Below are 26,132 nucleotides of genomic sequence, written 5' to 3'. Positions count from 1 at the left end.
GCTCATCGGCACCTCAAAGAATCGATTTGTCATAGGACTAAAGCAGCAAAATCGGCGAAAAAGCGGAATTCAGTTGATAAATTCACACCTTCCGTCGCAAACCCATTCAACCTGATCATGCAGAAAGGCCTGATAGGCGTGGCCGCCGCTAAAACGGATCAGTATCCTAGCACCCTCTCGCCCGCTGACGCTAAGAACAAGCGGGCAGCCCCAAAGGTTTAAAAACGAATGAATGCTCTAGCCCGCCGCGCCGCAGGCCTGCTGCTCAGCACAGTTTGCCTGCCCCTCTCGGCCCTGGCTGCCGATCCACAACCGACCCACGAATTCACCCTCGACAACGGCTTGAAGGTCGTCGTGCGCGAAGACCATCGTGCGCCGGTGGTGGTTTCCCAGGTCTGGTACAAGGTTGGTTCCAGCTACGAGACACCGGGTCAGACCGGCCTGTCCCACGCCCTGGAACACATGATGTTCAAGGGCAGCGAGAAAGTCGGCCCCGGCGAAGCGTCGCTGATCCTGCGCGATCTCGGCGCCGAAGAGAACGCCTTCACCAGCGACGACTTCACCGCGTACTACCAGGTACTGGCCCGCGACCGCCTCGGCGTGGCCTTCGAACTCGAAGCCGACCGCATGGCCAGCCTGCGTCTGCCGCCGGACGAGTTCGCCCGCGAGATCGAAGTCATCAAAGAAGAGCGTCGCCTGCGTACTGACGACAAACCCATGTCCAAGGCCTACGAGCGTTTCAAGGCCATGGCGTACCCCGCCAGCGGCTACCACACGCCGACCATTGGCTGGATGGCGGACCTGGAGCGCATGAAAGTCGAAGAGCTGCGCCACTGGTATGAATCCTGGTACGTACCGAACAACGCCACGCTGGTGGTGGTTGGCGACGTGACGCCGGAAGAAGTCAAAACCCTGGCCCAGCGTTATTTCGGCCCGATCGCCAAACGTGATGTGCCGGCCGCGAAAAAACCGCTGGAACTGGCCGAGCCCGGCGAACGCCAGATCACCCTGCACGTGAAGACCCAATTGCCGAGCCTGATGCTGGCCTTCAACGTGCCGAGTATCGCGACCGCTGAAGACAAGCGTTCGGTGAATGCATTGCGCCTGATTTCCGCGCTGCTCGACGGCGGCTACAGCGCGCGCATTGCGACTCAACTGGAACGCGGCGAAGAGCTGGTGTCCGGCGGTTCGTCGAGCTACGACGCCTACACCCGCGGCGACAGCCTGTTCACCCTCTCGGCAACGCCGAACAGCCAGAAAAACAAAACCATCGCCCAGGCCGAAGCCGGTTTGTGGAAGCTGCTTGAACAGCTGAAAACCACCGCGCCGACCACTGAAGAACTGGAGCGCGTGCGCGCACAGGTTATCGCTGGCCTCGTCTACGAGCGCGACTCGATCACCAGCCAGGCCACCGCTATCGGTCAACTGGAAACCGTAGGCCTATCCTGGAAACTGATGGATACCGAACTCGCCGATCTGGAAAGCGTGACCCCGGAAGACATCCAGAAAGCCGCCAAGCTGTATTTCACCCGCGAACGTCTCAGCGTCGCCCATGTACTGCCGGAGGAGACGACTCATGAGTGAACATAAAAAGCCGCGCCTGGCCTTGCTCGGCCTGATCGCCGCTGCCCTGATCGGGTCCGCCGCGTTCTATTTCTCGAAGACCGACGAGTCCAACGCCAGCGAAGCACTGGACAAGGCCAAGGCCAGCCAGAAGCTGCAATCGCTGACCGAACTCAACGGCAAGGCACCAAGCCACCGCAAACTCGACGTGCAAACCTGGAGCACCGCCGAAGGCGCCAAGGTCTTGTTCGTCGAAGCCCGTGAGCTGCCGATGTTCGACATGCGCCTGATTTTTTCCGCTGGCAGCAGCCAGGACGGTGATGCACCTGGCCTGGCCCTGCTGACCAACGCCATGCTCAACGAAGGCGTGGCTGGCAAAGACGTCAGCGCCATCGCCCAAGGCTTCGAAGGCCTGGGCGCCGATTTCGGCAACGGTGCCTACAAAGACATGGCGGTTGCGTCGCTGCGTAGCCTCAGCGCCGCGGACAAACGTGAACCGGCGTTGAAGCTGTTCGCTGAAGTCATCGGCAAACCGACCTTCCCTGCCGACTCGTTTACCCGCATCAAGAACCAGATGCTCGCCGGCTTCGAATACCAGAAACAAAACCCCGGCAAACTGGCCAGTCTCGAACTGATGAACCGCTTGTATGGCGACCATCCCTACGCGCACGCCAGCGATGGCACGGCGAAAACCGTTCCTGCCATCACCCTGGCGCAACTGCGTGCTTTCCACGAGAAAGCCTATGCGGCCGGCAACGTGGTGATCGCACTGGTCGGCGACTTGTCTCGCGCCGATGCCGAAGCCATCGCCGCACAGGTTTCCGCTGCCCTGCCAAAAGGCCCGGCCCTGCCGAAAATCGCCCAACCGACTGAACCCAAGGCCAGCATCGGCCACATCGAGTTTCCGTCCAAGCAGACCAACCTGATGCTCGCGCAACTGGGTATCGACCGTGATGATCCGGACTACGCAGCACTGTCCATGGGCAACCAGATCCTCGGTGGCGGCGGCTTCGGCACTCGACTGATGAGCGAAGTGCGCGAGAAGCGCGGTCTGGCCTATGGCGTTTATTCGGGTTTCAGCCCGATGCAGGCGCGCGGCCCGTTCATGATTAACCTTCAAACCCGCGCCGAGATGAGCGAAGGCACGCTGAAGCTGGTGCAGGACGTCCTCGCGGACTACCTTAAAACCGGTCCGACCGAAAAAGAACTCGACGACGCCAAGCGTGAACTGGCCGGCAGCTTCCCGCTGTCCACCGCCAGCAACGCCGATATCGTGGGTCAGTTGGGCGCCATCGGCTTCTATAATCTGCCGTTGAGTCATCTGGAAGACTTCATGCAGCAGTCCCAGAACCTGACCGTCGAGCAGGTCAAAGCGGCCATGAACAAACACCTGAGCACGGACAAAATGGTCATCGTCAGCGCTGGCCCGACCGTGCCGCAAAAGCCGTTACCGGCCCCTACTGATAAACCTGCCGAGCAACCGCTCGGGGTTCCGGAGCATTAATGGCTACTTCCCGTCCTAAAAAACCCGTTCACAACGTACACAACGGCGTGAACCAACTGCGCATCATCGGCGGCGAATGGCGCAGCCGCAAGTTGAGCTTCCCCGATGCCCCGGGCCTGCGCCCGACGCCGGACCGGGTGCGTGAAACCCTGTTCAACTGGCTTGCGCCGTACGTTCCGGGTGCCAAGGTGTTCGACCCGTTCACCGGCAGCGGCGCGCTGTTCCTCGAGGCCTTGTCCCGTGGCGCGGCCATGGGTCAGGCGCTGGATGCCAGCAGTATTGCAGTGTCCAGCCTGAAAGAGCATCTGGGTACGCTGCGCTGCACCACCGGCCAGGTCCAGACCGCTGATGCCCTGCGCTATCTGGAAACCCAGACCGCCACGGCTTATGACCTGGTGTTCCTCGACCCGCCGTTCAACCAGAACCTGCTGCCCGCCGTGTGCAAGTTGCTCGAAGAGCGCCAATGGCTGGCCGAGGACGCGTGGGTGTACACCGAAAGCGAATCCGCACCGTCGACGCTCGGCCTGCCGGGCAACTGGCGCCTGCACCGCGAGCAAAAATCCGGGCGGGTCTATTATTCGTTGTGGCAACGTATGGCAGAGATCGCCGGTTAATCGACCGGCCTGAACAAGGCGCGCACCGCACAGGCGCGCGCCGCTGCATCGAGAACAATCGTGTCCCATCCGTCAGAACGCTTCACCCCCGCCTTCGGCCTCGGCAACCCGCACTTGCAGACCTTGTGGGGGCCGCTGTGGCGAAAAACCACGCACATCGAACGCGAACGTGAACGCTTGTGGCTCGAAGATGGCGACTTCCTCGACCTCGACTGGCACGGCCCGCGCAGCGTCGATGCGCCGTTGGTGCTGGTGCTGCACGGGCTGACCGGCTCGTCGAATTCGCCCTATGTTGCCGGTATGCAAAAAACCCTGGCCGACCGAGGATGGGCCAGCGTTGCGCTGAACTGGCGCGGCTGCTCCGGCGAACCCAATCTGCTGCCGCGCAGCTACCATTCCGGCGCCAGCGAAGACCTTGCCGAAACCATCAAGCATCTGCGGGCCAAGCGGCCTCTGGCGCCGCTGTATGCGGTCGGTTATTCCCTGGGCGGCAATGTCCTGCTCAAACATTTGGGTGAATCCGGCAGTGACAGCGGCGTGATGGGCGCCGTAGCGGTGTCAGTGCCGTTTCGTCTGGACCAGTGCGCCGACCGGATCGGCCAAGGGTTCTCAAAGGTCTATCAGGCGCATTTCATGCGCGAGATGCTCGCCTACATCAAGAACAAGCAGCGGCAGTTCCAGCATGACGGGCGCGAGGATGGCTTGGCGACGTTAGCGGCGCTCGGCTCGCTGGAGAACATGCGCACTTTCTGGGATTTCGATGGCCGGGTCACTGCGCCACTGAACGGTTTTGTCGATGCCGAGGATTATTATCGCCGCGCGTCGAGCCGCTATTTCCTCGGGGAAATCCGCACGCCGACCCTGATCATTCAGGCTGCCGACGATCCGTTCGTGTTTCCCCACAGCCTGCCGCACGCCGACGAATTGTCGGCCTGCACGCAGTTCGAATTGCAGGCCAAGGGTGGGCATGTCGGGTTTATCGACGGTTCGGTCAGGCAACCGGGTTACTACCTGGAGCGGCGCATCCCGCACTGGCTGGCCAACGCAGGTCGCGCGTAAGCCGTGGACGTCGATCAGGGCGAATCGATCCGTTTCTGGCAAACGGCGCCGTTGGCCGGGGTCGAGTTGTTGTCGGCGCGCTACATTGAACAGCGCTTCGCCCCACACGTGCACGACGGCTACGTGATCGGCATGATCATGGCCGGTGCCCAACGTTATCGCTATCGCGGCGCCGAACACCTGGCAGACAGCGGCACGCTGGTGTTGATCAACCCTGATGAACTGCACACCGGCCACAAGGGCACGGAGGACGGCTGGCTGTACCGGGCTTTTTATCCGGACAGCGGGCAGATCCTGTCACTGTTGGCCGAACTTGAACTGCCGACCCCTAACCCGCCGGCATTCGGCGCCACGCTGTATCGCGACCCGGATCTGGTGAACGGTTTCTGTCAGTTGCATCGTCTACTGGAAAGTCCGTCGACGGCCCTGCAACAGCAGACTGCCTGGCGGGAATTGATGCTGTCGTTGTTGCAGCGTCATGCGGCGGTGGCGGACGCTGGCAAACCCGGTAAAGAGCATCGGGCAGTGAGGCTGGCCAAGGAATTACTGCATGCGCAACTCGCTGCACCGCCCTCACTGGAGGAACTGGCGGCGGCGGTGAACCTGTCACCCTTCCATTTCGCCCGAGTGTTTCGCCGCGCCACAGGCATGCCGCCGCACACCTGGCTGATGCAGCAGCGCATCGCCCGGGCGCGAGGCTTATTGCAGAGCGGTTGTTTGCCGCTGGAAGTGGCTACGCAGTTGGGATTTGCTGACCAGAGTCATCTGAGTCGGCAGTTCAAGCAGGTGTATGGGGTGGGGCCGGGGGCGTATCGAAGCGCTCGGCTTTAGAAACGAAATGATCGCAGCCTCCGGCAGCGCCTACAGGGTTTGAATGCCCAAGCAGGCGCTGCCGGAGGCTGCGATCTATTGATCTTTACTCGCCCTTCGCGATTCCCCGCGCAGGGTCATTGATCCACTCGCTCCAAGACCCGGCATACAACGCCCCCAACGAATAACCCGCCAGACACAATGCAAACAGGTTGTGGCACGCCGTCACGCCAGAGCCGCAATACGCCACCAGATCGTCCGGCGAACGATTTCCGAGTTTCGCGGCAAAGCGCTGCTTGAGTTGATCGGCCGGCAGGAAGTGCCCATCACCCCCGAGGTTGTCGGTAAACGCCGCGCATTGGGCACCGGGAATGTGCCCGGCAATCGGGTCTATCGGCTCCACTTCACCTTTGAAACGCGGCAGTGCGCGCGCATCGAGCAAGGTCAGTTCCGGTTGAGCCAGACGCTTGTGCAGCTGTTCTGCACTGAGCAGCAACGAACCATCAGGCGTACCGGCGAAAGTGCCGCGAGTGATCGACGGCGAATCAAGGCTCAGCGGCAAACCCGCCGCGTGCCACGCCTTGAGCCCGCCATCGAGAATGAACACGCCATCACGCTTGCCCAGCCAGGCCAGCAACCACCAGGCCCGCGCCGCGTAGGCACCTGGACCGTCGTCGTACAAAACCACGTCACTGTCGTTGTTGATGCCCCAGGCTTGCAGGCGCTCGATCAGCTCGGCTGGCTCGGGAAGCGGATGACGACCGGTCACACCCTTGACCACTTTGCCGCTGAGATCGCGCTCGAGATCGGCAAAACCCGACCCGGCGATGTGCCCTTCGGCGTAGCTGCGCTGACCGTAATCCGGGTCTTCGAGGGCAAAACGACAATCGAGAATCACCAACCCCGGCTGGTCCTTTTTCAGGTCCAGTGCTTGCGGGCTGATCAGTTGCGCAATGGGCATAACGGGCTCCTGTGATTAGGCGGATTTCGATCCTACTGCACTCTCGCCTTCAAAGCTCTTCGAGCGCCTGGGCCAGCGGTACGTAAAACTCCTCGAACAAGGCGTTGACCGCCTCGTGCGCCTGATCCGTGACGAATCCGGCCTCCAGCACCAGCACCTGATAGACGCCGCGCTTGATCGCCTGCTCACTGAGGTGGCTGGAGTTTTCCCGCGTGGTGCACAGAAAGCGCACCCAGGACGTGAGGATGATCCAGGCGTTGAGGGTCAGGGATTCAATCTGCACCCGGTCCATTTTCAGAATGCCGGCGGCAACGAAACCTTCGTAGATGGCCATGCCCTGGATGACGCAACGCTGGGAAAAACGCCGGTAACGGGCGGCCAGTTCCGGATCGCTGTCGAGCAGATGCTCAAGGTCGCGATGCAAAAACCGGTAGCCCCACATCGCCGACAGCAATTCCTTCAGATAGAAGCGCTTGTCTTCCACCGTCGCGGCGCGCCCCTGTGGCGGGCGCAGGAAGCTGTCCACCAGGCTTTCGTACTCGCTGAACAGCACGGCGATGATCGCCTGCTTGTTCGGGAAGTGGTAGTACAGGTTGCCCGGGGAAATTTCCATATGGGCAGCGATATGGTTGGTGCTGATGCTGCGCTCACCCTGCTGATTGAACAGCTCCAGGCTGTTCTGCACGATGCGCTCGCTGGTTTTGATCCGTGGGGCCATGGCTTGAGCTTTAATTCAGAGTGCGTTGGCGGGCATCTTACGACCTATCTGCGAGCGGATGGAACATCGCCGCGCCGAGGACGGCATTTGACTTTATAGAGCATACACTCTAAAAAGCGCTTCATTACAATAAATCCGGAGCCGACCATGACTGCTGATATTTCCTACCTGCAAAACCTCCAGCAGCCTCTGGAAGAGCTTCAATCCCTGTTCGATGCGCAGCGCGCCGCTTATGCAGCCAATCCAATGCCCCCGGCGGCCCAGCGTCAGCAATGGCTCAAGGCGTTGAAGGATTTATTGAACACCGAGCGTCAGGCCTTGATCGACGCGATCAGCCAGGATTTCAGCCATCGCAGCGCCGATGAAACCTTGCTCGCCGAATTGATGCCGAGCCTGCACGGCATCCACTACGCCAGCCGCCATCTCAAGGGCTGGATGCGCGCCTCGCGGCGCAAAGTCGGCGCTGCTTTCCAGCCGGCCTCGGCCAAAGTGGTTTACCAGCCGCTGGGCGTCGTCGGGGTGATTGTCCCGTGGAACTACCCGCTGTACCTGGCCATCGGGCCTCTGGTCGGCGCTTTGTCGGCAGGCAATCGGGTGATGCTCAAACTCAGCGAATCCACCCCGGCCACCGGTTTGCTGATGAAAGAACTGCTGGGGCGCATTTTCCCCGAAGACCTGGTCGGCGTGGTGCTGGGCGAGGCCGATATCGGCGTGGCGTTTTCGCAGCTGCGTTTCGATCACCTGCTGTTCACCGGCGCCACCAGCATCGGCAAACACGTGATGCGCGCGGCGGCAGAGAACCTGACGCCGGTCACCCTGGAACTGGGTGGCAAGTCCCCGGCCATCGTGTCCCACGACGTGCCGCTCAAGGATGCCGCCGAACGTATCGCCTTCGGCAAGACGCTCAACGCTGGCCAGACCTGCGTGGCCCCTGACTACGTGCTGGTGCCGGAAGAACGCGTTGGGTCTTTCGTTGAAGCCTACCGTCAGGTGGTTCGCGGGTTTTATCCGACGCTTACGGATAACCCCGACTACACCGCGATCATCAATGACCGACAACTGGCACGCCTTAACGGCTATGTCAGCGACGCCACCAGCAAGGGCGCGCTGCTGATTCCGCTGTTCGAGCAAAGCCAGGGCCGGCGCATGGGGCATAGCCTGCTGCTCAATGTCACCGACGACATGACGGTGATGCAGGACGAAATCTTCGGCCCGCTGCTGCCGATCGTGCCGTACAAGGATCTCGATCAGGCGTTTGCCTACATCAACCAGCGCCCTCGCCCACTGGCGCTGTACTACTTCGGCTACGACAAGCGCGAACAAAACCGCGTACTGCACGAAACCCATTCTGGTGGCGTGTGCCTCAACGACACGCTGCTGCATGTGGCCCAGGATGACATGCCGTTCGGCGGCATCGGGCCTTCGGGGATGGGCCATTACCACGGCCACGAAGGCTTCCTCACCTTCAGCAAGGCCAAGGGTGTGTTGATCAAACAGCGCTTTAACGCGGCAAAGTTGATTTACCCGCCGTACGGCAAATCCATTCAGAAACTGATCCAGAAGCTGTTTATCCGCTAATGGACGTCACACTCGGGTAATAACAACAATGAACCCAAGCCTGTCCGATACACCCGCGTTGTCACGGCGCGGCCTGCTCAAATTCAGCCTCGGCGCCAGTGCCTTTCTCGCGACGGCCGGACTGGGCGCCAGCCTCAGTGGCTGTTCGTCAAGCGTTGCGCAAAGCGGCTTCGCGACACTGCGCAGTGGCGACCTGCTGTTTTTGCGGGCACTGCTGCCGGTGATGCTCAGCGGTGCCGTGACCGCCGACCACATGCCGGCTGCCGTCGACGGCACGCTCAAAAGTCTGGATTACAACCTCGATCACCTGTCGCCGGAGATGCTCAAGCTGACCCGGCAACTGTTCGATGTGCTGGGCATGGCCGTCACCCGCGGTCCACTGACCGGGATCTGGGGCAGTTGGGAAAACGCCAGCGCCGATGATATCCGGCACTTCCTCAATCGCTGGGAAAACAGCTCCTTGAGCCTGCTGCGCATGGGTCACAGCTCATTGCAGCAACTGGTGTTGATGGCGTGGTATGGGCGCAAGGAGTCGTGGGCGCATTGCGGGTACCCCGGACCGCCGACCGTTTGAAACCGAGTCGCCTCCATCGCGAGCAGGCTCGCACCCACATCAGACCGTGCCCTCCAATAATAAAAAGAGAACCCGAAGATGCCCGTACCCGATCTGTTCCGCGAAGGCATGGCCCGTGGCTGGAAAACCTATAACGGCTCACAACTGAGCCAGGACCTGACCCTCGAAGCGGATGTGGCGATCATCGGCAGCGGTGCCGGCGGTGGAACCACGGCTGAAATCCTCAGCGCAGCCGGCTACAAAGTGCTGCTGATCGAGGAAGGCCCACTCAAGACCAGCAGCGACTTCAAGCTGCTCGAGGATCAGGCCTACGCCAGCCTCTATCAGGAAGGCATCGGCCGCATGAGCAAGGACGGCGCGATCACCATCCTTCAGGGCCGTGCGGTGGGCGGTACCACGCTGATCAACTGGACCTCCAGTTTCCGCACCCCGGAACCGACCCTGGAACACTGGGCCAAGGAACACAACGTCAAGGGCCACAGCCCAGCGGAAATGGCGCCGTGGTTCGAAAAAATGGAGCAGCGTCTGGGCGTCGCGCCGTGGTTGGTCCCGCCCAATGCCAACAACGACGTGATCCGCAAAGGCTGCGAGAAACTCGGCTACAGCTGGCATGTCATCCCGCGCAATGTGCGTGGTTGCTGGAACCTCGGTTACTGCGGCATGGGCTGCCCGACCAACGCCAAACAATCGATGATGGTCACGACCATTCCGGCGACCCTGGAAAAGGGCGGCGAACTGCTCTATCTGGCCCGCGCCGAAAAGCTCTTGATCAGCGGCGAAAAGATCACCGGCCTGCAATGCTCGGCGATGGACGAGCGCTGCGTCGAGCCCACCGGCCGCCAGATTACGGTCAAGGCGCGGCACTATGTACTGGCCGGCGGCGGGATCAACACGCCGGGGCTGCTGATGCGTTCCGGGGCACCGGATCCGCACAAACGCTTGGGCAAGCGCACGTTCCTGCACCCGGTGAACATGTCCGCCGCGCTGTTCGACGAGGTGGTCAACCCGTTCTATGGTGCGCCGCAGTCGATCTACTCCGACCATTTTCAATGGCAGGACGGCACCACCGGTCCAATGGCCTACAAACTGGAAGTTCCGCCGTTGCACCCGGCCCTGGCGACCACACTGCTCGGCGGCTTCGGCCGGGAAAATGCGCAGCACATGGCCAATCTGCCGCACACCCACGCCATGCTGGCGCTGTTGCGCGACGGGTTTCACCCGGACAGCCAGGGCGGCAGCGTCGAATTGCGCGGCGACGACACGCCCGTGCTCGATTATCAGGTCTCGCCTTATGCCTGGGACGGTTTGCGCCGGGCCTTCCACACCATGGCAGAGATCCAGTTCGCCGGTGGCGCCAAGGCAGTGATGCCTATGCACGCCGATGCGCGCTATGTGAAAACCCTCGCGGAAGCACGCACCCTGATCGATAGCCTGAGCCTGGAGCTGTACCGCACGCGGCTGGGCAGTGCCCACGTGATGGGCGGTTGCGCGATGGGCGAAGACCCGCAAAACGCCGTGACCGACAGCCTCGGCCGGCATCATCAATTGGCTAATCTGTCGATTCACGACGGCTCGCTATTCCCCACCAGCATTGGCGCAAACCCGCAGCTGTCGGTCTACGGCCTGACAGCGCAACTGGCGACGTCCCTGGCAGAACGTTTGAAAAACCCATGAAAATGACGAATATTCCTATCGTCTATAGTGCTTTCTTACCCAACAGGCGACTTGGCCGACCGGGAAGGCTGCGATACCATCCGACTCCCCAACGCACTCCCGCCAGGACGACGCGATGAACCGAGTGTTGTACCCAGGTACCTTCGACCCTATTACCAAGGGCCATGGCGACTTGGTCGAACGCGCCGCGCGCCTGTTCGACCACGTAATCATTGCCGTTGCCGCCAGCCCGAAGAAAAACCCGTTGTTTCCTCTGGAACAGCGTGTGGAGCTGGCCCGCGAGGTCACCAAACATCTGCCGAACGTTGAAGTCGTCGGCTTCTCGACCCTGTTGGCGCATTTCGCCAAAGAGAAGAGCGCCAACGTGTTCCTGCGTGGTTTGCGCGCAGTGTCGGACTTCGAATACGAATTCCAGCTGGCCAACATGAACCGTCAACTGGCCCCGGATGTGGAAAGTCTGTTTCTTACCCCGTCCGAGCGTTATTCGTTCATTTCCTCGACGCTGGTCCGTGAAATTGCTGCCCTGGGCGGCGATATCACCAAGTTCGTCCACCCTGCGGTGGCGGATGCGCTGACCGAGCGCTTCAAGAAGTAAGCACCGCTCAAGCGGCGCCCGCGTGCAACGCAGGCGCCAATGCGGCACAATTACGCGCATTGATTTATTGCGCCCGGGCCTGCCGCCCCGGCTGGAGTTAGCATGTCCCTGATCATTACCGACGATTGCATCAACTGCGACGTCTGCGAACCCGAGTGCCCGAACGCCGCCATTTCCCAAGGCGAAGAGATCTACGTGATCGACCCGAACCTGTGCACCCAGTGCGTCGGCCACTACGACGAACCGCAGTGCCAACAGGTCTGCCCGGTCGATTGCATTCCGCTGGACGAAGCCCATCCGGAGACTGAAGAGCAGTTGATGGAGAAGTACCGGAAGATTACCGGTAAGGCTTGAATGCTCTAGCGCCTGTCGGGCCTCATCGCCAGCAGGCTAGCTCCCACAGGGGAATTTGTGATCGACGCAAGTTCACTGTGTGCGAGCCTGCTGGTGATGAGACCATCGGCCGCAGCCAATCATCCAGATCAGCTCACTCAGTCTGCTCAAACCCTTCCCCGATACACCCCAGACACCGCACGAACGCCGCTTTCGCAGGATCAACCACCAGCGCCTGCCCGGCATCGCCCACGCCGCCGCCCAACGCGGTAAACGGCAACGACACCACAAACACCCCAGCACCGATCACCGTCGCCGCGACCAGCAAAGGCCGGGCAATCAGCAAGTCGCCAATCATGGCGTAAGCCGGTGGATTCTGGATGGTGTACAGCGGATCACCGCTGCCGCCGCTGGCCGCGGCTGATGCACCAACGCTCAGCAGCAACGCGACGACAAGGGTCCGAAACAGGTTCATGGCACGGTCCTTCGGCGAGACAGTCAGAACACTGACTATAGACCGTAGGCGTTTCAGCTCTGGCAGCGCGGGCAAAAGACGCTGGCGCGCTGCCCGAGTTTCACTTCCCGCAACTGCGCACCACAGACTTTGCAGTGCTCGGCGCCTCGGCCGTACACGAACAGTTCCTGCTGGAAGTAGCCAGGCTGGCCGTCACCGCCGATAAAGTCCCGCAACGTGGTGCCGCCGCGCTCAATGGCAGCGGCGAGGATGCGTTTGATCTCGATTGCCAGCTTCAGATAACGCGCCCGGGAAATGCTCTTGGCTTCGCGACGCGGGTCGATCCCGGCAGCGAACAGCGCTTCGGTCGCGTAGATGTTGCCAACGCCAACCACCACCGCGTTATCCATGATGAACGGCTTGACCGCCATCGAACGCCCGCGAGACAACTGGAACAAACGCTCACCGTCGAACAGGTCGGTCAGCGGCTCCGGCCCCAGGCGAATCAGCAACTCGTGGTTAAGCGGGTCGAGGCTCCAGAGCATCGCGCCAAACCGCCGCGGGTCGGTGTAGCGCAGGGCCAGGCCCGACTCCAGTTCGATATCCACATGCTCATGCTTGGCCGCCGGCAGGCCAGCTTCCACCAGACGCAAATTCCCCGACATCCCCAGGTGACTGATCAACGTGCCAACCTCGGCATTGATCAGCAGGTACTTGGCACGCCGCTCCACCAGCACGATGCGCTGGCCCGACAAGCGCACGTCGAGGTCCTCGGGAATCGGCCAGCGCAGACGCCGGTCACGCACGATCACCCGGCTGACACGTTGGCCTTCCAGGTGCGGCGCAATGCCACGGCGGGTGGTTTCGACTTCTGGCAATTCAGGCATGGTGCTCTCGAATCAGGCTGGCAGGTGCGACTCAGCGGTGAGTGCCGAGGTCGCGAATCGTCTGCTTGAGGGTTTCGAAGTCGTAGTCCGAGAGCCCGATGTAATCGAGCACCAGAGGCCCGATACTATTCCATTCATGGTCTTCGGTCTGGTTACCCAGCACCCGGTAAGACGCACAAATGTGTTCGGCCATTTTCAGGATCGCCAGCAGGTTTTTCAACGAACTGTTGCGCGACGACTCATCGCTGAAAATCGCCAGGGCATTGTGGTGATTGGCGATGGCCGTGCTCACATGCTCCGGCAGACGCCAGGACTTGGCCGTGTAATAACCGACCACCGCATGGTTGGTGTTGAACGCTTGGTTTTCGGTGTCCACCACTCGGCAATCGGGACCGGCATTGGCGTAGGCCTGTTCGAGCACGGTCATGTACTCGGGGAAACGCTGGAGCATCAACGGCACGCCACAGTCGTGGAACAGACCCAGCGCATACGCTTCATCACCAGCCTGGGCGCCGATGCGCTTGGCCAGGGTGAGGCAGGTCATCGCCACGTCCTGCGCCGTATCCCAGAAGCGGTTCAACGTGACGATGGTTTCGTCGTTCATCTCGCCCTTGATCGACTGCGCGTTGATCAGGTTGATGATTGAGCGACTGCCCAGCAGATTCACTGCGCGCTGAATCGAGGCGATCTTGTTGGTCAGGCCGTAATACGGCGAGTTGACGATTTTCAACAAGGCGCCAGACAGACCCGGGTCTTGGGAAATCAGCTTCGCGATCACTTCCAGATCCGGATCGGGCATGTATTGCTCCATCTGCAGATCCACCATGATCTGCGGTTGGGCAGGCACACTGATGCCTTGCAGGGACTGTTGGATCTGTTCGGAAGTCAGCTCTTGGGACATAAGTACACACTCTGGGCCAGGCGCCGATTCTAGCTTCTAAAACTTGGATCCGACACCTTGGGTGGTCCATCGGTGGAAGTTTCATCCAATTCCCGGACTGAACACCGCATGTCCATCCACCGCGCCGAGGCCTTGCGCAACGCGCTATACTCCCGCTCTTTTTTCCGGAGCGACGTCATGTCCCTGCCTAGCCTGCGCCTCAAAGCCAACGCCGACCGTCGTCTGCGCAACGGTCATTTGTGGGTCTACAGCAACGAAATCGATGTAGCCGCTACACCTTTGCACGGTTTCAAGGCCGGCGACCAGGCGATCCTCGAAGCCGCCGGCGGCAAGCCGCTGGGCATCGTTGCCATGAGCCCGAACAACCTGATCTGCGCTCGCGTGCTGTCGCGTGACATCAAGTTGCCGCTGGACAAATCGCTGCTGGTGCATCGTCTGAACGTCGCCCTGTCGCTGCGCGATCGTCTGTTCGACAAGCCGTTCTATCGCTTGGTCTACGGCGATTCCGACCTGCTGCCAGGCCTGGTGGTCGACCGTTTTGGCGACATCCTGGTGGTGCAGATCGCTTCGGCGACCATGGAAGCCCACAAGGACGACGTGATCGCGGCGCTGACCCAAGTGCTCAAGCCAAGCGGCATTCTGTTCAAGAACGATTCCGCGGCCCGTGACGCCGAAGGCCTCAACCGCTACGTCGAAACCGTATTCGGCCTGGTGCCGGAGTGGGTTGCGCTGGAAGAGAACGGCGTGAAATTCGAAGCACCGGTCATCCAGGGCCAGAAAACCGGCTGGTTCTACGACCACCGCATGAACCGCGCACGCCTGGCGCCGTATGCCAAAGGCAAGCGCGTACTGGACTTGTACAGCTACATCGGTGGCTGGGGCGTGCAAGCCGCCGCGTTCGGCGCCAGTGAAGTGTTCTGCGTCGACGCATCGGCCTTCGCCCTCGACGGCGTCGAGCGCAACGCCGCGCTGAACGGTTTCGCCGAGAAAATGACCTGCATCGAAGGCGATGTGTTCGAAGCCCTCAAAGAGCTGAAAGCCGGCGAAGAGCGTTTCGACGTGATCGTGGCCGACCCGCCAGCGTTCATCAAACGCAAGAAAGACATGAAAAACGGCGAAGGCGCCTACCGTCGCCTGAACGAGCAAGCCATGCGCCTGCTCACCAAGGACGGCATCCTGGTCAGCGCATCGTGCTCGATGCACCTGCCGGAAGACGACCTGCAGAACATCCTGCTGACCAGCGCCCGCCACCTGGACCGCAACATCCAGATGCTGGAACGCGGCGGCCAGGGCCCGGATCATCCGGTTCACCCTGCTATCGCTGAAACACGCTACATCAAGAGCATCACCTGCCGGTTGCTGCCAAACAGCTAAAAACCACCTGTAGGAGCGAGCGAGCTCGCTCCTACAACAGATTCAGAATTGCCCCACGCGTATTGGCATTGACTCGCGTCCTCATGAAATCAATTCTCCTTCGACCCTCACGGAGCGAGAGAATGGATCGATGCCCTCTGCCAAAAACGCCAACGAAAAGCCGTTGATCATCCTGTTGCTGATGACAATGACGCTGCTAGGCGTGCTCCCGCTGGACGTGGTTCTCCCCTCCTTTCCCGACCTTTCGGCCTATTTCCATATCTCGCCGCCTGAGGTTGCCCTGTCTGTCAGCCTGTTCGCCGTCAGCCTGGCGTTTTCCATCATGCTGGTGGGGCCGCTGTCGGACATGTGGGGCCGCAAGAAGCTGCTGTTGGGCGGTATGGCTGTCGCGATGGCGGGGGCGATCGGATGCGCGGTTTCCAGCGAATACAGCTGGTTTCTGGTTTTTCGGGTGATCCAGGCCATCGGTTGCGGATCCTTTTCGCTGTCCCAGGCCTTGGTCCAGGATTTGTTCATCGGCCGGGAAAGGCAGCGACTGCGGATCTGGATGGTGACCGCGGGCGGCGTATTCATTTCAATATCGCCGCTGCTGGGGACATGGCTGCAATTGCAGTTCGGCTGGCAGGGCAGCTTTTATGTGTTTGTCACACTGGCAGCTATTGTCTGGCTGAGCGCTTTCTGGCTGTTCAAGGAAACCCCGCCGGTGCGCACGGCTTCACATGGCCGATTTTTCAGCGCTTATTGGCGGGTATGTTCGGATGCACGGTTCATGGGTTACTGGCTGATTTCGGCCCTGGCCTTCGCCTGCCATTTTTCCTTCATCGTCAGTTCACCCATTATTTTCATGGAACATCTGGCACTCTCACCGTACGAATTCGCCTGGGCGTTGCTGCTGTATGGCGTTGCCTATGTTCTGGGTGGCGTGGTCGCCAGCGTCTTGCATCGACACCTGCCGGCCAACACGCAAATCAATGCTGGCCTGTGGCTGATTGCAGCTTCGGGCCCGGTCATGTTGTGGTTGACTCATCAGTTCGGCCTCTCTGCCACTACGGTGTTGATACCCATGCTGGTGTGTACGCTCGGAACCACCATTACCAGACCCATCGTCAACTCCATGGCCATGAGCATCCACCCTGAACATGCCGGCACGTCTACCTCAGTAGGCGGTGTGCTGATGTTCCTCACTGGCGGCGTGATCAGCGCGCTAATCAGTGCGTCGCCCGAGGACTTGATCACCATTCTGGCCCTTTGCTTCCTGACATTGAGCCTCGCGGGCCTTGGACTGAATGCATTGATCACCCACAGGAATAAACAGATGCCCGATATCGGCTGACACTGCCAGTCGTCATCCCACACGCCCCATCAACACTGTATCAACGCTTCCCGGCATTCCCTCCAGCCGCCAGCCGTGTAGAATCGCGACATTCATCGCCAGTCATCCCCGGCGGGTTTATGAGCTCAAGCTGAAGCGCGCGGCGATCCCGCAAAGTTATCGGCAACTTCCGGACACACGGCCATTTCTGAGTGTTCCAGACGTCAATAGAAGCTCACTTCCCTTTTGATACCTGATTAGCCGCCCGGAGTGCTTCATGCCTGATTACCGCTCGAAAACATCCACCCACGGCCGCAACATGGCCGGTGCCCGCGCATTGTGGCGCGCCACGGGGATGAAAGATGACGACTTCAAAAAGCCGATCATCGCCATTGCCAACTCGTTCACCCAGTTCGTACCGGGCCACGTCCACCTCAAGGACCTCGGCCAACTGGTCGCCCGCGAAATCGAACGCGCTGGCGGCGTGGCAAAAGAATTCAACACCATCGCAGTCGACGACGGCATCGCCATGGGTCACGACGGCATGCTGTATTCGCTGCCGAGCCGCGAGATCATCGCCGACTCCGTCGAGTACATGGTCAACGCCCACTGCGCCGACGCCATCGTCTGCATCTCCAACTGCGACAAGATCACCCCTGGCATGCTGATGGCGTCCCTGCGCCTCAACATCCCGGTAATCTTCGTCTCCGGCGGCCCGATGGAAGCCGGCAAGACCAAACTCGCTTCCCACGGCCTCGACCTGGTCGACGCCATGGTGATCGCCGCCGACTCCAGCGCTTCTGACGAGAAAGTCGCTGAGTACGAGCGCAGCGCCTGCCCGACCTGCGGCTCGTGCTCCGGCATGTTCACCGCCAACTCGATGAACTGCCTGGTCGAAGCCCTGGGCCTGGCATTGCCGGGCAACGGTTCGACCCTGGCCACCCACAGCGACCGCGAGCAGCTGTTCCTGCAAGCCGGCCGCACCATCGTCGAGCTGTGCAAGCGTTACTACGGCGAGAACGATGACTCGGTACTGCCGCGCAACATCGCCAACTTCCAGGCGTTCGAGAACGCCATGACCCTGGACATCGCCATGGGCGGTTCCACCAACACCATCCTGCACTTGCTGGCCGCTGCCCAGGAAGCCGAGATCGATTTCGACCTGCGCGACATCGACCGTCTGTCCCGTAACGTGCCGCAACTGTGCAAAGTCGCGCCGAACATCCAGAAGTACCACATGGAAGACGTGCACCGTGCTGGCGGGATCTTCAGCATTCTCGGCTCGCTGGCCCGTGGCGGTTTGCTGCACACCCAGCTGCCGACCGTGCACAGCCGCAGCATGGAAGAAGCCATCGCCAAGTGGGACATCACCCAGACCAACGACGAAGCCGTGCATCACTTCTTCAAGGCTGGCCCTGCGGGCATCCCGACGCAAACCGCGTTCAGCCAGTCGACCCGCTGGGACACCCTGGACGACGACCGTGAAAACGGCTGCATCCGCAGTGTCGAGCACGCCTATTCGCAAGAAGGCGGCCTGGCCGTGCTGTACGGCAACATCGCGCTGGACGGTTGCGTGGTGAAAACCGCCGGCGTCGATGAGTCGATCCACGTCTTCGAAGGCAACGCCAAGATTTTCGAAAGCCAGGACAGCGCCGTACGCGGCATCCTCGCGGACGAAGTGCAGGCCGGTGACATCGTGATCATCCGTTACGAAGGCCCGAAAGGCGGCCCGGGCATGCAGGAAATGCTGTACCCGACGTCGTACCTGAAATCCAAAGGCCTGGGCAAAGCCTGCGCCCTGCTCACCGACGGCCGTTTCTCCGGCGGCACTTCCGGTCTGTCCATCGGCCATGCTTCGCCAGAAGCCGCTGCCGGTGGTGCAATCGGTCTGGTGCAAGACGGCGACAAAGTGCTGATCGACATTCCGAACCGCTCGATCAACCTGTTGGTCAGCGATGAAGAACTGGCCGCTCGCCGCGTCGAACAGGACAAGAAAGGCTGGAAACCGGTGGAAGTGCGTCCGCGCAAAGTGACCACCGCGTTGAAAGCCTATGCCCTGCTGGCCACCAGCGCCGACAAGGGTGCTGTGCGTAACAAGGCGATGCTTGATGGGCTGTAAGGCTTAAGCGTCGAACAAAAAATGCCCCGCCAAGTGCGGGGTATTTTTTTTGCGGCGATCCCCTGTAGGAGCGAGCCTGCTCGCGATGGTCGTTAACGATGACGCGTCTATTCTGGTTTAACGCGTCGTCCTTTCGTTCATCGCGAGCAGGCTCGCTCCTACAGGGTGCATCGATCCATTAGTCCTGCGGATCGAGGTTGTCCAGCGCCTGATTCACCGCCAGTTCGCCCAGCATGATCACCTGCGCAATCCCCAGCATTGTGCTGCGTTGCGAGCCTTCCAGCAGTGCGGCGAAATCGCTGGCCATGACATTGGCCGAGGCGAGGGATTCGCAGGCGTGGGCCAATAGGGTTTCGGTGTCGAGGCCCGGTGCGATGACGAATGTTCGGCTGGGTTTGCGCGGGGTGGAGTTGATGCGGGCGGAGAGGTTGTCGGAATTTGGTGGATCGGGGGTAATTTTCAGCATTGATGGAACTCCGGGTGAGAAAAAAGGAGCCATCACCCTCGCTACCAAACGAAGGGTGGCGGCCATACGCAGGTTGGTAGACCGGTCACCAGGTACCCGGCGCGTCCGAAGATGCCCTGCGCATGGCCACCATATGAGCAGAGACAGAAACGAACCCTGCAAAGGGTGGCGCAATGCGCCGAGGTGAACACGGGCTACCAAACCCGATCACTGATGTTCAGTGACGCGGAAACGATAGAAGCCGGCACCCAGGCGCACAAGCCGGCGGATTCTGGCGTAGTCGTAGTCCCTTACGCAAGAATGCGTAGGGTGCGACTGTCAGAGAGGTCAATCAAGCGTAGCCTTTCATTGCCGCCACTGACCCCATCGCGGGCAAGCCCGCTCCCACAGGTTTCTTCAGTGTTCACACAATTTGTGTTTCACCGAGAATTTGTGGGAGCGGGCTTGCCCGCGATTTGCAGCGCCTCGGTCTTACTGGATTTCTTCAGGCTTGACGATCACCCAGTTTTTATCCGCGGTAACCGGCAGCCCTTCCTTGGCCTGGGCCGCGGCGTTCTTGGCCATCATGCCCTGAATCTGGGTCATGTATTTGTCCTTGCGGTTGACCCACAGGTGGATGCCGCCCTTGGCCACGTCGACATCGTGGAACAGCATGTAGCCATCGCTGCTCGGGGTGTCGCCACCGACCAGTACCGGCTTTTTCCATTCGTCGATGTAGGTCAGGATCGCCGCGTGCTTGCCGGCCATCCAGGTCGCCGGGGTCCACAGATATGGGGTCAGTTCGAGGCCGAGGTTGGCCTTCTCGTCATACTTGCCGGCGGTGATCTGTTTGCGCGCGGTGGTCAGGTCGCCGGTTTTTTGGTCCTTGAGTAGCAGCGACACACCGATCACGTTCTGCGGCTTGACGTTGTAGCCGTACTTCGGATCGGCCGCGACCATGCGCACCAGTTCTTCGGAGGCGGCGGTCATCACGTAGACCTCGATGCCGTTCTCCATCAGCTTGTTGAACAGCTCTTGCTGGCCGGTGAAGATTTTCGGCGGGTTGACGTCGAGCTTCTTGACCACGTCGCCTTCGTAAAAAGTGGCCGGCACCGGCTTGCCGGATGCCATCATCTCGTCGACATAGCCCTTGAGTTCCTTGAGCGTGAAGCCGGAGAACACTTGCGCAACCCATGGATAGCAAACCATGTCGTCGACTTCGCAGAGGCGGTAGTAGTAGCTGAACAGGCTTTCCTTGTGGTCGGCGCTGTCCTTGAACGGTATCAGTTTCAGGGAGGGGTCGAGCTTCTCGCGGGTGATCAGGCCCTTGTTCTCCATGAACGGCAGCAACGACTCTTCGAGGTCGTAGCGGTAACTGGTGTTGTCCATGTCGAACACCGCGTAGTTACCCTTGTTGGCGTTGGCCGCGATCATCGCGTCCAGCGCCTTTGCCTGATCGGCCGGCCAGTGTTTCAGATCCGTTGCGAAGGCCTGGCTGGCAAGGCCAAAACAGATGGCGGCCGCCAGAAATTTCGGTGCGAACTTCATCGGCATTTTCTCCCTGATAGAAAGACATCGACGCTAACAAATATGTGTGACAGCCCTCGTCTGTCAGCGACCGCGAACGTGCCCTTCGCGCCACGTGCATCCCCAAGAGCGACGCCGGCTTATTCCAAAAACGACAGTTACCAGACGTTTTTAGTATTAATTCATTGAAAATCAAACTGTTAGGCTTGCCGGTTCGCAGCTGCCCCGGAAGGCAGTTGGCACATGTCTAATGGGAGTTCCAATGAATCTGCCGCTGATTCTCAATCTGCTGGTGTTCCTCGCCCTGCTTTTCGGCTTGGCGCAAACCCGTCACACCAATTGGAGCCTGGCGAAAAAAGTCCTGCTCGCGCTGGTATTGGGCGTGGGGTTCGGTGTTTCGCTGCACACGATTTACGGTGCCGGAAACCCGGTGCTGAAAACCTCGATCGGCTGGTTCGATCTGGTGGGCAACGGTTACGTACAACTGCTGCAAATGATCGTGATCCCGCTGGTGTTCGCCTCGATCCTCAGCGCCGTGGCCCGTCTGCACAATGCGTCGTCGCTGGGCAAAATCAGCTTCCTGACCATCGGCACGCTGCTGTTCACTACGGCCATCGCGGCGCTGATCGGCATCGGCCTGACCAACCTGTTCGGTCTGACCGCTGAGGGGTTGGTAGCCGGGACTCAGGAAATGGCGCGCCTGCAAACCATCCAGACCGATTACGCGGGCAAGGTCGCCGACCTGAATGTGCCGCAACTGCTGCTGTCATTCATCCCACAGAACCCGTTCGCCGATCTGGCGCGGGCCAAGCCGACGTCGATCATCAGCGTGGTGATCTTCGCCGCTTTCCTCGGTGTCGCTGCGCTGCAACTGCTCAAGGATGACGTGGAAAAAGGTCAGAAAGTGATCAACGCCATCGACACCCTGCAAGCCTGGGTGATGCGTCTGGTGCGTCTGGTGATGAAGTTGACCCCGTACGGTGTGTTGGCGCTGATGACCAAAGTGGTCGCGGGCTCCAACCTGCAAGACATCATCAAGCTCGGCAGTTTTGTGGTGGCGTCCTACCTCGGCCTCGGTCTGATGTTTGTGGTTCACGGCGTGTTGGTATCGGCCGCCGGGATCAACCCGCTGCGCTTCTTCCGCAAAATCTGGCCGGTGCTGACGTTTGCCTTCACCAGCCGTTCGAGCGCTGCAACGATCCCGTTGAGCATCGAAGCGCAGACCAGCCGTTTGGGCATTCCGCAGTCCATCGCCAGTTTCGCCGCTTCGTTCGGCGCGACCATCGGCCAGAACGGCTGTGCCGGTCTGTACCCGGCGATGTTGGCAGTGATGGTGGCGCCGACCGTGGGCATCAACCCGCTGGACCCGTTGTGGATCGCGACGCTGGTGGCGATTGTCACGCTGAGTTCGGCCGGTGTGGCCGGGGTGGGCGGCGGTGCGACGTTTGCCGCGCTGATCGTATTGCCGGCGATGGGTTTGCCGGTTTCGCTGGTGGCGTTGCTGATTTCGGTCGAGCCGCTGATTGATATGGGGCGTACGGCGCTGAACGTCAGCGGGTCGATGACGGCGGGGGCAATTACCAGTCAGGTGATGCAGCAGACCGATAAAGAATTGCTGGATGCGGATGAGCATTCGGCGTTGGCGCAGGCTTAAATTCTTTAGCGCCTGATCTGGCCTCATCGCCAGCAGGCTGGCTCCCACAGGGATTATGGGTGTTCACACAATCTGTGGTTCACCTCTTACCCACTGTGGGAGCCAGCCTGTTGGCGATGCTTTCAGACTTTTTCCCAGACTTCGAAGTTGTACGCCGGTTTGTCGCCTTCGGCCGGGGTCGGCACATTCGACACCCGTTTCCATTCGTTCAAATCAAACTCCGGAAACCACGCATCCCCCTCGGGACTCAGCGCCACGCGGGTCAGATACAAGCGATCAGCCTGCGCCAATCCTTGCGCATACAACTGCGCCCCGCCAATCAGCATCAGCTCATCGACGCCCTGCTCCTTCGCCCACGCTTCGGCGCGAACCAACGCAGCTTCCAGCGACGGAAAAACCTCAGCGCCTTCAAGCACCAGATCCGTTTGCCGGCTGACCACGATGTTCAAGCGCCCCGGCAGTGGGCGACCGAGGGAATCCCAGGTCTTGCGACCCATGATGATCGGCTTGCCGAGGGTGGTGGCCTTGAAGTATTTGAAGTCCCCCGGCAGGTGCCAGGGCATGCTGTTGTCGACGCCGATCACACGGTTTTCACCGAGGGCTGCGATCAGGCTGAGGGGGAGTGATTTATTCATGCCGGCGAGGATACCAGAGCCGCGCTTTCGCCGATAAGCGCCACAACGGTTATGCTCACAGCTCAATTAAGCGACGGGATGCCGCGTGACTGAACTGAATAACCTCTGGCTGACAGAAACCATCCGCCTGCGCGAAGAGCACGCCGGGCCTCTGGAAGACCTCGAAGCCAACCGACTGGCCCGTAGTGCTGGCGGCGATTTGCCGTCGCGCATTCAACGCCGTGCCTTGTGGCTGGCCGAGCGCGATGGCTTGAGCGCCGCGCTGAACCACTGGCTGCAAGGTGCACGCCTGGCGCTGATCGTCATGGCGGTGCTGGCCGTGGTCAGCGGCGCCGGCCTGGCCTTTGCCGCCATGGGCGACGGCCTGCACCCGGTGAATGTGTTCTGGGCATTGGGCAGTTTGCTCGGGCTCAATCTGATTCTATTGTTGAGCTGGGCGCTGGGCCTGGTATTTGCCGGCGAACACGGTGCCAGCCTCGGGCGCCTTTGGCTGTGGCTCAGTGAAAAATTTGCCCGGGACGCCAAGGCCGCACAGCTGGCGCCGGCCCTGCTGCTGTTGCTGCAACGGCAGAAACTCAATCGCTGGGCCATCGGCGTGCTGGTCAACAGCCTGTGGTTGCTGGCGATGGTCAGCGCGTTGGTGATTCTGCTGACGCTGATGGCAACCCGGCGCTATGGCTTCGTCTGGGAAACCACGATCCTCAGCGCCGACACGTTCATTGCTGTGACCCAGGCACTCGGCGCGCTGCCGGCCCTCCTCGGCTTCAGCGTGCCAACCGAAGAAATGATCCGCGCCAGTGGCGATGCCGCTCTGAACGTCGAAAGCGCCCGGCAGGCGTGGGCCGCATGGCTGGTGGGTGTGCTGCTGGTGTACGGCGTGGTGCCGCGCTTGTTGCTCGCCGTGTTTTGCCTGTGGCGCTGGGCATCCGGGAAAGCGGCCCTGCGCCTGGATTTGAACCTGCCCGGCTACGCGCCACTGCGCGAACGGTTGATGCCTACCAGCGAACGTCTCGGCGTCAGCGATGCCGCGCCGGAGCAACTTCATCGCGTGGAAAGCGGCGTCAGTGAACAGCAAAGCGAGGGTGCGTTATTGGTCGCCATCGAACTGGACGACGACCGCCCCTGGCCGCCGCGACTGCCGAATAACGTCAGCAACGCCGGCATCCTCGACAGCCGTGAATCGCGGAACAAACTCCTCGAACAACTGAGCCGTTTTCCGCCGGCGCGCCTGGCCATTGCGTGCGATCCACGGCGTTCGCCGGATCGCGGCAGCCTTGCATTGATCGCCGAACTGGCCCGCAGCGCCAGTGCCACCCGCGTCTGGCTGCTGCAAGCGCCCCCCGGTGAAGCGCTGGACGCCGACCGTCTCGGCGACTGGCATGTGGCGTTGCAACAGTTGGAGCTGCCGTTTGCTGATTGTGCGCCACTGAACTGGCTGGAGACGGGTCATGACTAACCCTCTGAAACTCGCCGTCGTCGGCCACACCAACGTCGGCAAGACTTCATTGCTGCGCACCCTGACCCGCGATGTCGGTTTCGGCGAAGTGTCCCACCGCCCCAGCACCACGCGACATGTCGAAGGCGCACGGTTGTCGGTAGACGGCGAGCCGCTGCTCGATCTCTACGACACGCCCGGCCTGGAAGACGCCATCGCCCTGCTCGATTACCTCGAACGCCTGGAGCGTCCGGGCGAACGCCTCGACGGCCCGGCACGACTGACCCGCTTCCTCGATGGCAGCGAAGCGCGGCAGCGTTTCGAGCAGGAAGCCAAAGTCCTGCGTCAGTTACTGGCTTCGGATGCCGGGCTCTACGTGATCGACGCCCGGGAACCGGTGCTGGCCAAGTACCGCGATGAGCTGGAAGTGTTGGCCAGCTGCGGTAAACCGCTGCTGCCCGTGTTGAATTTCGTCAGCAGCGCCAACCACCGGGAACCAGCGTGGCGTGAAGCGTTGGCGAGACTGGGTCTGCATGCACTGGTGCGCTTCGACAGTGTCGCGCCGCCAGAGGACGGCGAGCGCCGCCTCTATGAAAGCCTCGCCCTGCTGCTGGAAACGGCGCGACCGCAACTGGAGCGCCTGATCGCCGATCAGCAAGCCCAACGCCTGGCCCGTCAAGAAAGCGCCGCGCGGTTGATTGCCGAATTGCTGATCGATTGCGCAGCCTGCCGACGCAGCGTGGTCAGCGATGCCGAACAGGAACAACAAGCGATCAGCGAACTGCGCAAATCTGTGCGTCAACGAGAGCAGCGCTGCGTGGAAGCGTTGCTCAAGCTCTACGCCTTCCGCCCACAGGATGCGGCGGCGAGCGACTTGCCGCTGCTTGATGGCCGCTGGGGAGATGACTTGTTCAACCCGGAAACCCTCAAGCAACTGGGTGTTCGCGTTGGCGGTGGTATCGCTGCGGGTGCTGCTGCCGGTGCCGGAGTGGATTTGCTGGTCGGCGGGATTACCCTCGGCGCCGCCGCACTGGCCGGGGCCATCGCCGGCGGTGCCCTGCAAACCGCGCGCACTTATGGCAGCCGGTTGCTGGGCAAGATCAAGGGTCAGCGGGAATTGACGGTTGATGACAATGTGCTGCGGCTTTTGGCGTTGCGCCAGCGGCAATTGCTGCAAGCACTGGATGCCCGGGGGCATGCGGCGATGGACAGCATTCAAGTGGCTACGCCTCAGGATAAATCCTGGCGTGAGGGCAAACTGCCTGAGGCGCTGAGCAAGGCGCGAGCGCACCCGCAGTGGTCGTCGCTCAATGCCCATGCGAAATTGAATCAGGCGGAGCGGCAGGAACAGGTTGAGGTTCTGGCACAACAGCTTTAGAGGCAGGAACACTTGCATTGTCTGGGCT

Annotated in this window: 24 protein-coding genes; 16 read left to right on the top strand and 8 right to left on the bottom strand. The window is 60.9% G+C overall.

The annotated features are described in order from the left end of the window. Window positions 1–228: 228 nt before the first annotated feature. From ACNYC6_RS15335 to ACNYC6_RS15315, 5 genes are read left to right on the top strand one after another with little or no spacing between them, the layout of a single operon-like run. Window positions 229–1,584: a M16 family metallopeptidase gene (locus ACNYC6_RS15335; RefSeq protein WP_419708141.1), complete on the top strand. Its 1,356-nt coding sequence runs from the start codon at window positions 229–231 to the stop codon at window positions 1,582–1,584. After that, on the top strand, window positions 1,577–3,067 hold the full coding sequence (locus ACNYC6_RS15330; RefSeq protein ID WP_419708140.1) for a M16 family metallopeptidase: 1,491 nt from the start codon (window positions 1,577–1,579) through the stop codon (window positions 3,065–3,067). The genes ACNYC6_RS15335 and ACNYC6_RS15330 overlap by 8 nt, the downstream gene beginning before the upstream one ends. Next, window positions 3,067–3,681, top strand: coding sequence for a 16S rRNA (guanine(966)-N(2))-methyltransferase RsmD (gene rsmD / locus ACNYC6_RS15325; protein ID WP_419708139.1), 615 nt, complete (start codon window positions 3,067–3,069; stop codon window positions 3,679–3,681). Before ACNYC6_RS15330 ends, rsmD begins: the two co-directional genes overlap by 1 nt. Window positions 3,682–3,741: 60 nt before the next feature. After that, a complete protein-coding gene (locus tag ACNYC6_RS15320; protein ID WP_419708138.1) occupies window positions 3,742–4,740 on the top strand; it encodes a hydrolase in 999 nt (332 codons plus the stop codon). Between the two features lie 3 nt (window positions 4,741–4,743). Beyond that, window positions 4,744–5,571 (top strand): AraC family ligand binding domain-containing protein, encoded by an 828-nt coding sequence (locus ACNYC6_RS15315; RefSeq protein ID WP_419708137.1) that lies wholly within the window; start codon window positions 4,744–4,746, stop codon window positions 5,569–5,571. 85 nt (window positions 5,572–5,656) lie between these two features. On the opposite strand, the gene ACNYC6_RS15310 is transcribed toward ACNYC6_RS15315, so the two are convergent. Further along, entirely contained in the window at window positions 5,657–6,511 is an 855-nt protein-coding gene (locus ACNYC6_RS15310) for a sulfurtransferase (protein ID WP_419708136.1), read from the bottom strand. 49 nt (window positions 6,512–6,560) lie between these two features. Further along, window positions 6,561–7,229, bottom strand: a complete 669-nt coding sequence (locus ACNYC6_RS15305; protein ID WP_419708135.1) for a TetR/AcrR family transcriptional regulator — start codon at window positions 7,227–7,229, stop codon at window positions 6,561–6,563. Window positions 7,230–7,376: 147 nt separating this feature from the next. On the opposite strand from ACNYC6_RS15305, the gene ACNYC6_RS15300 reads away from it, so the two are divergent. From ACNYC6_RS15300 to ACNYC6_RS15280, 5 genes are all read left to right on the top strand, one after another. Further along, window positions 7,377–8,807, top strand: coding sequence for a coniferyl aldehyde dehydrogenase (locus ACNYC6_RS15300; RefSeq protein WP_419708134.1), 1,431 nt, complete (start codon window positions 7,377–7,379; stop codon window positions 8,805–8,807). Between the two features lie 28 nt (window positions 8,808–8,835). Then, the gene (locus ACNYC6_RS15295; RefSeq protein WP_419708133.1) at window positions 8,836–9,381 is read left to right on the top strand and encodes a twin-arginine translocation pathway signal protein; all 546 of its coding nucleotides are present in this window, start codon (window positions 8,836–8,838) and stop codon (window positions 9,379–9,381) included. 78 nt (window positions 9,382–9,459) lie between these two features. After that, entirely contained in the window at window positions 9,460–11,055 is a 1,596-nt protein-coding gene (locus tag ACNYC6_RS15290) for a GMC family oxidoreductase N-terminal domain-containing protein (protein WP_419708132.1), read from the top strand. A 115-nt stretch (window positions 11,056–11,170) separates the two neighbouring features. Then, window positions 11,171–11,650 carry a pantetheine-phosphate adenylyltransferase gene (gene coaD, locus ACNYC6_RS15285; RefSeq protein ID WP_419708131.1) on the top strand — a complete coding sequence of 160 codons (480 nt, stop codon included), beginning with the start codon at window positions 11,171–11,173 and terminating at the stop codon, window positions 11,648–11,650. A gap of 102 nt (window positions 11,651–11,752) precedes the next feature. Next, on the top strand, window positions 11,753–12,004 hold the full coding sequence (locus ACNYC6_RS15280; RefSeq protein ID WP_003195146.1) for a YfhL family 4Fe-4S dicluster ferredoxin: 252 nt from the start codon (window positions 11,753–11,755) through the stop codon (window positions 12,002–12,004). A 133-nt stretch (window positions 12,005–12,137) separates the two neighbouring features. Here ACNYC6_RS15280 and ACNYC6_RS15275 read toward each other — a convergent pair whose 3' ends face one another. Genes ACNYC6_RS15275 through ACNYC6_RS15265 form a run of 3 tightly spaced genes read right to left on the bottom strand, consistent with a single transcriptional unit; the run spans window position 12,138 to window position 14,171 of the window. Further along, entirely contained in the window at window positions 12,138–12,458 is a 321-nt protein-coding gene (locus ACNYC6_RS15275; protein ID WP_419708130.1) for a multidrug transporter, read from the bottom strand. 53 nt (window positions 12,459–12,511) lie between these two features. Next, window positions 12,512–13,324, bottom strand: a complete 813-nt coding sequence (gene mutM, locus ACNYC6_RS15270; protein WP_419708129.1) for a bifunctional DNA-formamidopyrimidine glycosylase/DNA-(apurinic or apyrimidinic site) lyase — start codon at window positions 13,322–13,324, stop codon at window positions 12,512–12,514. A 31-nt stretch (window positions 13,325–13,355) separates the two neighbouring features. Next, entirely contained in the window at window positions 13,356–14,171 is an 816-nt protein-coding gene (locus tag ACNYC6_RS15265; protein WP_419712971.1) for an HDOD domain-containing protein, read from the bottom strand. Between the two features lie 231 nt (window positions 14,172–14,402). Here ACNYC6_RS15265 and ACNYC6_RS15260 point away from each other — a divergent pair, with 231 nt between their 5' ends. From ACNYC6_RS15260 to ilvD, 3 genes are all read left to right on the top strand, one after another. Then, window positions 14,403–15,599 carry a class I SAM-dependent rRNA methyltransferase gene (locus ACNYC6_RS15260; protein WP_419708128.1) on the top strand — a complete coding sequence of 399 codons (1,197 nt, stop codon included), beginning with the start codon at window positions 14,403–14,405 and terminating at the stop codon, window positions 15,597–15,599. A gap of 130 nt (window positions 15,600–15,729) precedes the next feature. Beyond that, the gene (locus tag ACNYC6_RS15255; protein ID WP_419708127.1) at window positions 15,730–16,932 is read left to right on the top strand and encodes a multidrug effflux MFS transporter; all 1,203 of its coding nucleotides are present in this window, start codon (window positions 15,730–15,732) and stop codon (window positions 16,930–16,932) included. A 256-nt stretch (window positions 16,933–17,188) separates the two neighbouring features. Further along, the gene (gene ilvD, locus ACNYC6_RS15250) at window positions 17,189–19,030 is read left to right on the top strand and encodes a dihydroxy-acid dehydratase (protein WP_419708126.1); all 1,842 of its coding nucleotides are present in this window, start codon (window positions 17,189–17,191) and stop codon (window positions 19,028–19,030) included. 178 nt (window positions 19,031–19,208) lie between these two features. On the opposite strand, the gene ACNYC6_RS15245 is transcribed toward ilvD, so the two are convergent. Further along, entirely contained in the window at window positions 19,209–19,496 is a 288-nt protein-coding gene (locus ACNYC6_RS15245) for a DUF6124 family protein (RefSeq protein WP_419708125.1), read from the bottom strand. 471 nt (window positions 19,497–19,967) lie between these two features. Further along, window positions 19,968–21,023, bottom strand: coding sequence for a haloacid dehalogenase-like hydrolase (locus tag ACNYC6_RS15240; RefSeq protein ID WP_419708124.1), 1,056 nt, complete (start codon window positions 21,021–21,023; stop codon window positions 19,968–19,970). A gap of 241 nt (window positions 21,024–21,264) precedes the next feature. On the opposite strand from ACNYC6_RS15240, the gene ACNYC6_RS15235 reads away from it, so the two are divergent. After that, complete coding sequence (locus tag ACNYC6_RS15235; RefSeq protein WP_419708123.1) at window positions 21,265–22,656, top strand: L-cystine transporter; 1,392 nt, start codon at window positions 21,265–21,267, stop codon at window positions 22,654–22,656. Between the two features lie 122 nt (window positions 22,657–22,778). Here the strand turns inward: ACNYC6_RS15235 and ACNYC6_RS15230 are convergent, their stop codons facing one another. Next, window positions 22,779–23,291, bottom strand: coding sequence for a dihydrofolate reductase (locus ACNYC6_RS15230; RefSeq protein WP_419708122.1), 513 nt, complete (start codon window positions 23,289–23,291; stop codon window positions 22,779–22,781). A gap of 85 nt (window positions 23,292–23,376) precedes the next feature. Here ACNYC6_RS15230 and ACNYC6_RS15225 point away from each other — a divergent pair, with 85 nt between their 5' ends. Both ACNYC6_RS15225 and ACNYC6_RS15220 read left to right on the top strand, forming a co-directional pair. Further along, window positions 23,377–24,747: a DUF2868 domain-containing protein gene (locus ACNYC6_RS15225; RefSeq protein WP_419708121.1), complete on the top strand. Its 1,371-nt coding sequence runs from the start codon at window positions 23,377–23,379 to the stop codon at window positions 24,745–24,747. After that, on the top strand, window positions 24,740–26,104 hold the full coding sequence (locus ACNYC6_RS15220; RefSeq protein ID WP_419708120.1) for a GTPase/DUF3482 domain-containing protein: 1,365 nt from the start codon (window positions 24,740–24,742) through the stop codon (window positions 26,102–26,104). The genes ACNYC6_RS15225 and ACNYC6_RS15220 overlap by 8 nt, the downstream gene beginning before the upstream one ends. Window positions 26,105–26,132 lie beyond the last annotated feature (28 nt).

The organism is Pseudomonas sp. NFX224, from assembly GCF_048565165.1.
Taxonomy (GTDB): domain Bacteria; phylum Pseudomonadota; class Gammaproteobacteria; order Pseudomonadales; family Pseudomonadaceae; genus Aquipseudomonas.
This window is presented reverse-complemented; position numbering and strand designations above follow the sequence as displayed.